Source organism: Bacteroidota bacterium (assembly GCA_030017895.1).
GTDB lineage: Bacteria > Bacteroidota > Ignavibacteria > UBA10030 > BY39 > JASEGV01.
Genome location: JASEGV010000041.1, coordinates 22,096 through 29,548 on the forward strand (window position 1 = coordinate 22,096; position 7,453 = coordinate 29,548).

The 7,453-nt window shown below is 38.2% G+C and carries 5 protein-coding genes; 4 read left to right on the forward strand and 1 reads right to left on the reverse strand.

Annotated elements, in window-relative coordinates:
- The first annotated feature begins 81 nt into the window (after positions 1 to 81).
- Genes QME58_09110 through QME58_09125 form a run of 4 tightly spaced genes read left to right on the forward strand, consistent with a single transcriptional unit; the run spans position 82 to position 6,438 of the window.
- The gene (locus QME58_09110; protein MDI6803988.1) at positions 82 to 1,140 is read left to right on the forward strand and encodes a hypothetical protein; all 1,059 of its coding nucleotides are present in this window, start codon (positions 82 to 84) and stop codon (positions 1,138 to 1,140) included.
- A 17-nt stretch (positions 1,141 to 1,157) separates the two neighbouring features.
- A complete protein-coding gene (locus QME58_09115; GenBank protein ID MDI6803989.1) occupies positions 1,158 to 1,853 on the forward strand; it encodes a FecR family protein in 696 nt (231 codons plus the stop codon).
- Between the two features lie 28 nt (positions 1,854 to 1,881).
- A complete protein-coding gene (locus QME58_09120; GenBank protein ID MDI6803990.1) occupies positions 1,882 to 4,242 on the forward strand; it encodes a hypothetical protein in 2,361 nt (786 codons plus the stop codon).
- A 3-nt stretch (positions 4,243 to 4,245) separates the two neighbouring features.
- Complete coding sequence (locus QME58_09125) at positions 4,246 to 6,438, forward strand: CHASE2 domain-containing protein (GenBank protein ID MDI6803991.1); 2,193 nt, start codon at positions 4,246 to 4,248, stop codon at positions 6,436 to 6,438.
- Positions 6,439 to 6,492: 54 nt separating this feature from the next.
- On the opposite strand, the gene QME58_09130 is transcribed toward QME58_09125, so the two are convergent.
- A complete protein-coding gene (locus QME58_09130; protein ID MDI6803992.1) occupies positions 6,493 to 6,894 on the reverse strand; it encodes a T9SS type A sorting domain-containing protein in 402 nt (133 codons plus the stop codon).
- Positions 6,895 to 7,453 lie beyond the last annotated feature (559 nt).

A 7,453-nucleotide genomic window follows, 5' to 3' on the forward strand; every position in this document is an offset into this window, starting at 1 on the left:
TATTTACAACTGCTTGCAATTATGTTCAAATTTAATTATACTGATTCATAATTTATTAACAAAACTAATTATGGAGGATTTATGAACATAAAATTCTTCTCGAAGATAGTTTTTATCTTCATCTTCGCCATTTTCGTATTTGGCGAACTACATAGTCAACCTCAAGTAAATATCACTTTTGCGAGAATTCAACAGTTATCCCCTTCGCAAATCGACTTTCAAAACCTAAAAAGCTCTGTCTGGTTGTTCACAATCAACATCGCTTATCGAGATACACATACCGTCCAATTAAAAAACTGCCAGATTATGGTTACATTGAGAGACGGCAAAAGGATAACACTGTTAGATGGCGAAGGATTTGGCTCGGAACCTTTCACGGTTGTTAATAATAAAGTTATCACGAATCTCGACTTCGGAAACGAAATTAAAATTAAAGATTTTAAACTCAGCTCAGATGGAAAGACGAAGATAATCGAACCGGCACTCGCATCCGGGAAATTTCCAACTGGTCTATACTCATTCGTAATCAGAGTAGCCGATGTGAATTCAACTGGGGGTGAATCGGAGGGTGTCGTCGAGTTAGCTTTGGAAAGTTATTCTCAAATCGAATTACTTTATCCGCGAGATGGTGAAACTACAAACGAGTTTCCCGCACTTGGATGGCTCTTCGACGGAGAGGAAGTCGAAGTTACAATTAACGAGAAACCACCTGGCTTATCGCGTGAAGCAGCACTCAACAGATTACCAATTACTTATCAAGCTACTTTCGGTGGTGGACAAAATTCTTTTCAATATCCTTCAGCCGGTGTGCGACAGCTTCATAAAGGAAAAACATACGTCTGGAAAGCAGACGGGAAAGTTAAAAGTCTTGGCGGCTATCAGTTAGTTCAGAGTTCAATTGCTGAATTTAAAGTTGCTGACGATTCCGCCCCGATGAAACGTTCAGAGCTCCTTGAGCAGCTCGAGCGGGCACTCGGCAGCAAATGGAAAAAAGTTTTCGACAAAATCCGTGCACAGGAATTAGATGCATCCTCCACTTTTTATTTAAACGGAAAACCAATCAGCAACGCTGAATTGCAGGAAATTCTCCAGTTCCTTAACCAAAATCCGGAAAACGTAAACAATGTAATAATGGATTGAAAAAGGAGAAGATAAAAATGAAAACGATAAATATATTTTTAGCATTAGTTATTTTAACAGCTTCTGTAACTTTCGGAATGCAGAGCGGAAACTCACCCCTCGCCGTAGTTACCAAAGTTATTAATTCGGTAGATAAAAAAAATCCCGAGTCCGATTGGAAAAAAATTATAAAGGGCGACCCGCTAAAAATTAAAGAATTAGTGCGAACAGGTCTAAAATCGGTAGCAATAATTAAATTTACTGATAAAAGTATTATACGCCTCCTCGAAAATTCTGAACTCGAAATGTTGGGTGGAAAACAACCGAAGCAAACTTTGAACGATATGAAGCTACAAAAAGGATCCATCGGATTTACCATAACAAAGAAACAAAACGAACAGTACACATTCTCGTCGCCAACATCTGTTGCATCAATCAGAGGCACGAAAGGAAAATTTCATTCTCAGGACGAATTGGATATACTGATTGTAACAGAAGGAATCGTTAATTTAAAAAATTTGATTTCTGGAAAAGATACAGATGTAGGTTCAAATCAGATTGGTTTTTCGCACCCGGACGGGAAGTTAGAAGTGCGGGATGCTACACCCGATGAAATTGCAGGTTGTGAAGAGTCGTTAAAAGCCGGTGATGTCCGGAAAAAAAATGAAATGCAACTCGAACTGCGCGACTCCGACGGAAACAAACGCAACTTAAAGATTGATTACCAAGAATGATGTTGAACTTACTCTGGAGTTGTAATTTATGATTCGGAAATATTATTGTGCCGGCATACTATTATTTGGATTTGCGATTTTTCTCTTTATCTCTAATATAGTTCAAGCACAAGTAAGCGATAAAATTTTAAGCATCACTGCGCCACCGGTATCAGAAAACGAATCTATCAAAATATCGGCAGTTATCTCTCCTGCTTTTGTTTACGATAAAATTGAAGTTGCATACCGGTCTTTTGGAGAATCTGAATTCAAGCGAATCGAGATGCAAATAACAGGAAACAATGCCGTTGCAGTTATTCCTAATTCGGCAACCGACACTCCTTACTTCGAATACTTTTTATTTATTCACATTCCGGGAACTGACCAACCCGAAACATATCCAGTCGAAAATCCCACTTTACATCCTTTAAAATTACTTATTACACCAGTTGAGAGTCATCAAAACATAATCGATTGGATAAGCCCCGCAACCGACGAAGCAGTAACACCGGATGATTTATTGATTGCCTTCAGTGTAAATAATGTGAGTGCACTTAAAATTTTTATTGACGATAAAGATTTCTCGGAATATTTAATTAAAACTGAAGATTTATACATTGCGAAGTTAGAAAATCTTCCCATCGAATTAAATGAGGGCAAGCATAATATCCGGGTTGAATTATTCGATAGTAATGGGAAAAATATTTATTCTGAGAACCGGCTATTTTCAATCGTGCTATACAAAGAAAGTATAATTAAGTTAAGTAGTTTACGGTACAAAGCATCGCTTCAATTAGAAAGCCGCAACGAAAACATAAACCAGAAGAGCAACGCTTACAATCGTGGCAGTATAAACGCGACTTCGGATTACGGGATTTTAAAAATAAACGGAAATTTATACGCAACAAACGAAGAAAAAGCGGATAGGCAGCCCCAAAACAGGTACTTTATCGGAGCCGAAATTCCATGGTTGAGGGCTGGTTACGGCGATAATTATCCTACATTCCCAAATTTAATTATGAACGGCAAACGAATCCGGGGGCTATCAACTAATTTAACACTCGGCTTTTTTAATTTTGATTTTGTTTATGGCGATGTGGCAAGGAAGATTTCTACAAAATACAACGTTCTTGCTTCGCCTCCCGATTCTACAAGCGACCCGAATAAAACTTATTTTAGATTGGACGACGGAAGGTTTGCTGAATTAATTAAGCGCGGAGAATTCGATAGAAACCTATTTATCTTGAGACCAAGTTTTGGAAAAGGTAATAATTTTCTTTTCGGTTTGAGTTTTCTAAAATCCAAAGACGACATGGGTTCTATTAAACAAGGATTGATGCCTCAGGAAAATTTAGTTGTCGGTTCCGATTTATTCTTTGCCTTCGACCAACGAAGAATAGAATTTAATGCACAGGTCGCTTTTTCAGCCACCAACAAAGATATATCGAAAGGAACAATCAAAGACGAAGATATTGATTCGTTATTGAAATCGCTCACTGAAGAACAAAGAGATATGATCCGCCAAGCTAAAGATGTACTTTCAAATTTCATCACTATCAATGAGCATATCGTTCCGTTAGCTCTCAATAATTTAACCACCCTCGCATACGAAGGTTCACTAAATTTAAACTATCTGAATAATTCACTTAAGTTTACTTATTTGAGGCGCGGCAGTGCCTACGAATCGTTCGGACAAACCTACTTACGTAACGACGTGCAAGGTTTCAACATCACCGACAGATTCCGAACGTTGAAAAACAGTTTGTTATTTTCTTTCGGCTTTGAAAAACTTTCCGATAATACCGATAACTCAAAACCTACAACTACAAGATACTCAACGTTGTCGGGTATGGTCTCTTTTTATCCGGTAATTGATTTTCCTAACCTTTCTACCGGTTACACATACTCATCGGCAAAAAATAATTTTGTTAATTCTATTTATTGGACGGATGATTTTACGCACCGGATATTCGTTCAGTTAGGTTACAATTTCTTTTATCTCGCACGGCAAAATGTTTCGATGAGTATCAGCACTTCAAACCGAAACGACCAAACCTCACGTGATATTGATTCAAAAAATAAGTCACTTACATTTGGATTAAATACTACCTACTCAATTCCATTACTATCATCCTTCAATATATCTTATAATAACAGCTTAATATTGAAGAACGAAATTAACTACACTACAATTTCGTTCACATTATTTTATAAAATGTTTGAAAACCGTTTGCAGCTGAATACCAGCATCCGTCCTACTTTCGGCGATATTCAGCGTGGTGCATTCGACATAGGCGCACAATATTTATTAGTTACTAATTTTAATGTAATCGGACAATTGAGCATCTTTTCGAATAAACATACAAAACCTGAATCGGTTTTCAGTTTAACACTCCGTTATGATATTTAATACATGCCCGAGGTAAAAGACAAATCGTACCGGAAGTCTTTAAACAAACTGCTGATATGTATGGTACTTTCGGCAATCATTATTCTTCTTGCCTCGGATACGATATTTGAATTCGCACCTTTCAAAAGAATTGAATTAGCAACTATAGATAATCGGTTTAACAGCCGCGGTGCTGTTTCGTTCGATCCCAAAGTAGTAATCGTCGAAATTTCCGAAGCATCAATCAAATCGCTCCCCGATCCGTGGCCCTGGCCCCGCCATTATTACGCCCGTCTAATCAGAAACCTGAAAAAAGCCGGAGCTGAAGCGATAGGCATTGATTTAATTATGGGCGCCGCTGACTTTAATAATCCGGCTTATGACGATGATTTAAGGAAAGCTTTATCTGAAGTTAAAAATGTTGCATTAGCTGGAAAAGTAACCATTGCCGACGAAAGGTTCGATATTGTAAGTGCAAATGAAAATTACAGTAATATTTTTTTTGGTGTAGATAGTTCAGTTGGAATAGTTTATCTGCGAAACGATGAAGATGGCGTTCACCGCCGTTTCCACCCGATAGTATTCGATCGTTCCCGCAATAGACGATTGCCTACTTTTTCATTCGCTGTTCTGAACAAATCTTTTGGAGTAAACCCTTTAACAACAGTAAATGTTGAATCGAATAACTTTGTTTACGAAAACATTACAATACCAAGCTGCGATTCTTACACCGCATTAATTAATTATTATGGACCTTCGGGAACATTCGTTCCAATTAAATTTGTAGATGTAATTGATGATAAAGAATTTCAAACAAATGAAGAACGGGAACTCGGAGTTGATATCAACACATTCGACGATCCTGAAACCGGATACCTTTATGATGGAACTTTTAAGAATAAAGTAGTACTTATCGGTTCCACAAATCCCGAAGACAAAGATTTGTTTCCGGTTCCTATCGCTCAAGGCATACAGGAAGGCGATAATTTAATGTACGGCGTAGAGATTCATGCAAATATAATACAAAGCATTCTCGACCAAAATTTCCTGAAGCGTGAACCAATCTGGCTTCAAATTGCTCTAGTATTTTTCTTCGTATCTATGACTTTTTTCTTCACTCTTAATTTGAAGAGCCGAAAGGTCAAATATTATTTTCTGATTGAAGCGCTCGCAATCGCGGTTGTAATTTCCGAATTATTTTTGATAGTCGCATTCTCTATTCTTGCTTTCAATCAGCAGAATTTTGTTACATCATTCACAGGGCCGCTTATGGCGGTTACATTCGGATACGTTGGAAGTATGGTTTACAGTTATGTCTCCGAGCGAAAACAAAAAGTTCTTATCAAATCTATGTTCAGCCAGTATGTTAGTCCGACTGTCGTGAATGAATTGGTGGACGATCCCACAAAGTTACGACTTGGCGGTGAACGAAAAATATTAACTGTGTTATTCACTGATTTGGAAAATTTTACATCCGTAGCTGAAAGTGTTCCGCCTGAGGAACTTGTGCCAATTTTGAATGCATACTTTGAAGGTATGACGGAAATAATTTTGAAAAACAACGGCACTCTGGATAAATACATCGGCGATTCAATTATGGCATTCTTCGGTGCACCGATTCCGCAAAAAGACCACTCGCTAATTGCTTGCCGGACTGCAGTGCAGATGCAAAGCCATTTAGAAGAACTCCGCCAGATATGGAAAACGACAAACAAACCGTTACTTCATATGAGAATCGGAATTAATACCGGTGATATGATAGTTGGAAATATGGGCGGACTGGATCGGTTCGACTATACTGTAATCGGCGATTCTGTAAACCTTAGCGCTCGTTTAGAAGGCGCGAATAAACAATACAAAACTAAAACTCTGATCAGCGAGAACACATTCCAGCCGATTGCGGGCCAGGTCGTGGTTAGAGAATTAGATTTGATAACAGTAGTAGGGAAAAATAAACCGTTGAAGATTTATGAACTATTCGGACTTGTCGGTGATAAAACACCGCCTGAATATTTCAGTTTGATAGAAAAATTTTCAGAAGCTTTGTTTTTGTACCGTCAAAGGAATTGGGAGAAAGCAATTAAAAATTTCGAAGAGGCGCTTAAAATAAAACCCGACGACTATCCTTCGAAGCTTTACATAGAAAGGTCGCAAGCGTTCATACAAACACCTCCACCCGATAATTGGGATGGTGTGTTTGTGATGAAAACAAAATAAAAACCCCACTCCCGACTAAACGGAAGTAGGGTTGATATGTGCGTTGACGAATTCTTACTTCGTAATTAAAAGTTTTTTCATTGCAGTATAACTACCCGCAGTAAGTTTATAGAAATACACACCACTGGATAAACTTGAGCCGTTAAACTCAACTTCGTAATATCCAGCATCTTTGTACTCATCTACAAGCATCGAAACTTCCCGACCCAAAACATCATAGACTTTGAGCGTTACATAATTGTCAATTGGCAATGAATAATTGATAACTGTTGTAGGGTTGAAAGGATTTGGATAGTTTTGACCCAGCGAAAATTTAGTAGGTAAATCCAAGAATTTTTCCTCATCCTTTTTACCCGCCTTATATAATTCACATGGGCGTGGTATAGCCGACTGTGCTTCAACGAGAAGAATTTCATTCCCGGTATTTTCAATTGTTACACTTCCTTCATCCGACAACAATATTTTTTTGGCTCATCGTGGAAGTGAGTGGGTAAAAATGATAGATAGAAACAGCGTAACATATAACCAGATAATGAGATAGAGGATTTTTAAGTTAATGAAAAAATGTGTATGATTAGTGGATGCAAAAAAACAGACGGCTACTGGACGAGTATAGATTCCCCGGATATCGTCCGAGGGCTAACATACAGGGGATATTCGGAGACCCGAAGGCTCGAGTTATTCAGCTTGAAAGGACTCAAAAAAAACATTATGCGGAAGTTGCGGCACTCTACATCGAAGCTATTACGACAAGAAGATACGCCGGATACGGGATTTATCCTGCGGAGATGCACGGATATATCTGGAGTTGGAAATCCGTCGTGTCAAGTGCCGGAGTTGTGGAAAAGTGAAGCAAGAGAAGATAGACTGGATATCAAACAATCCGTTTTACACGAAACGTTTTTCCTTTTATGTGGGACGGAAATGCCGTTCTATGACAATTCGAGATGTTTCCAGAGAATTAAACCCAGATTTGTCATTAGGAATAATCATTTGAAACAACAAAAGGCCAGCT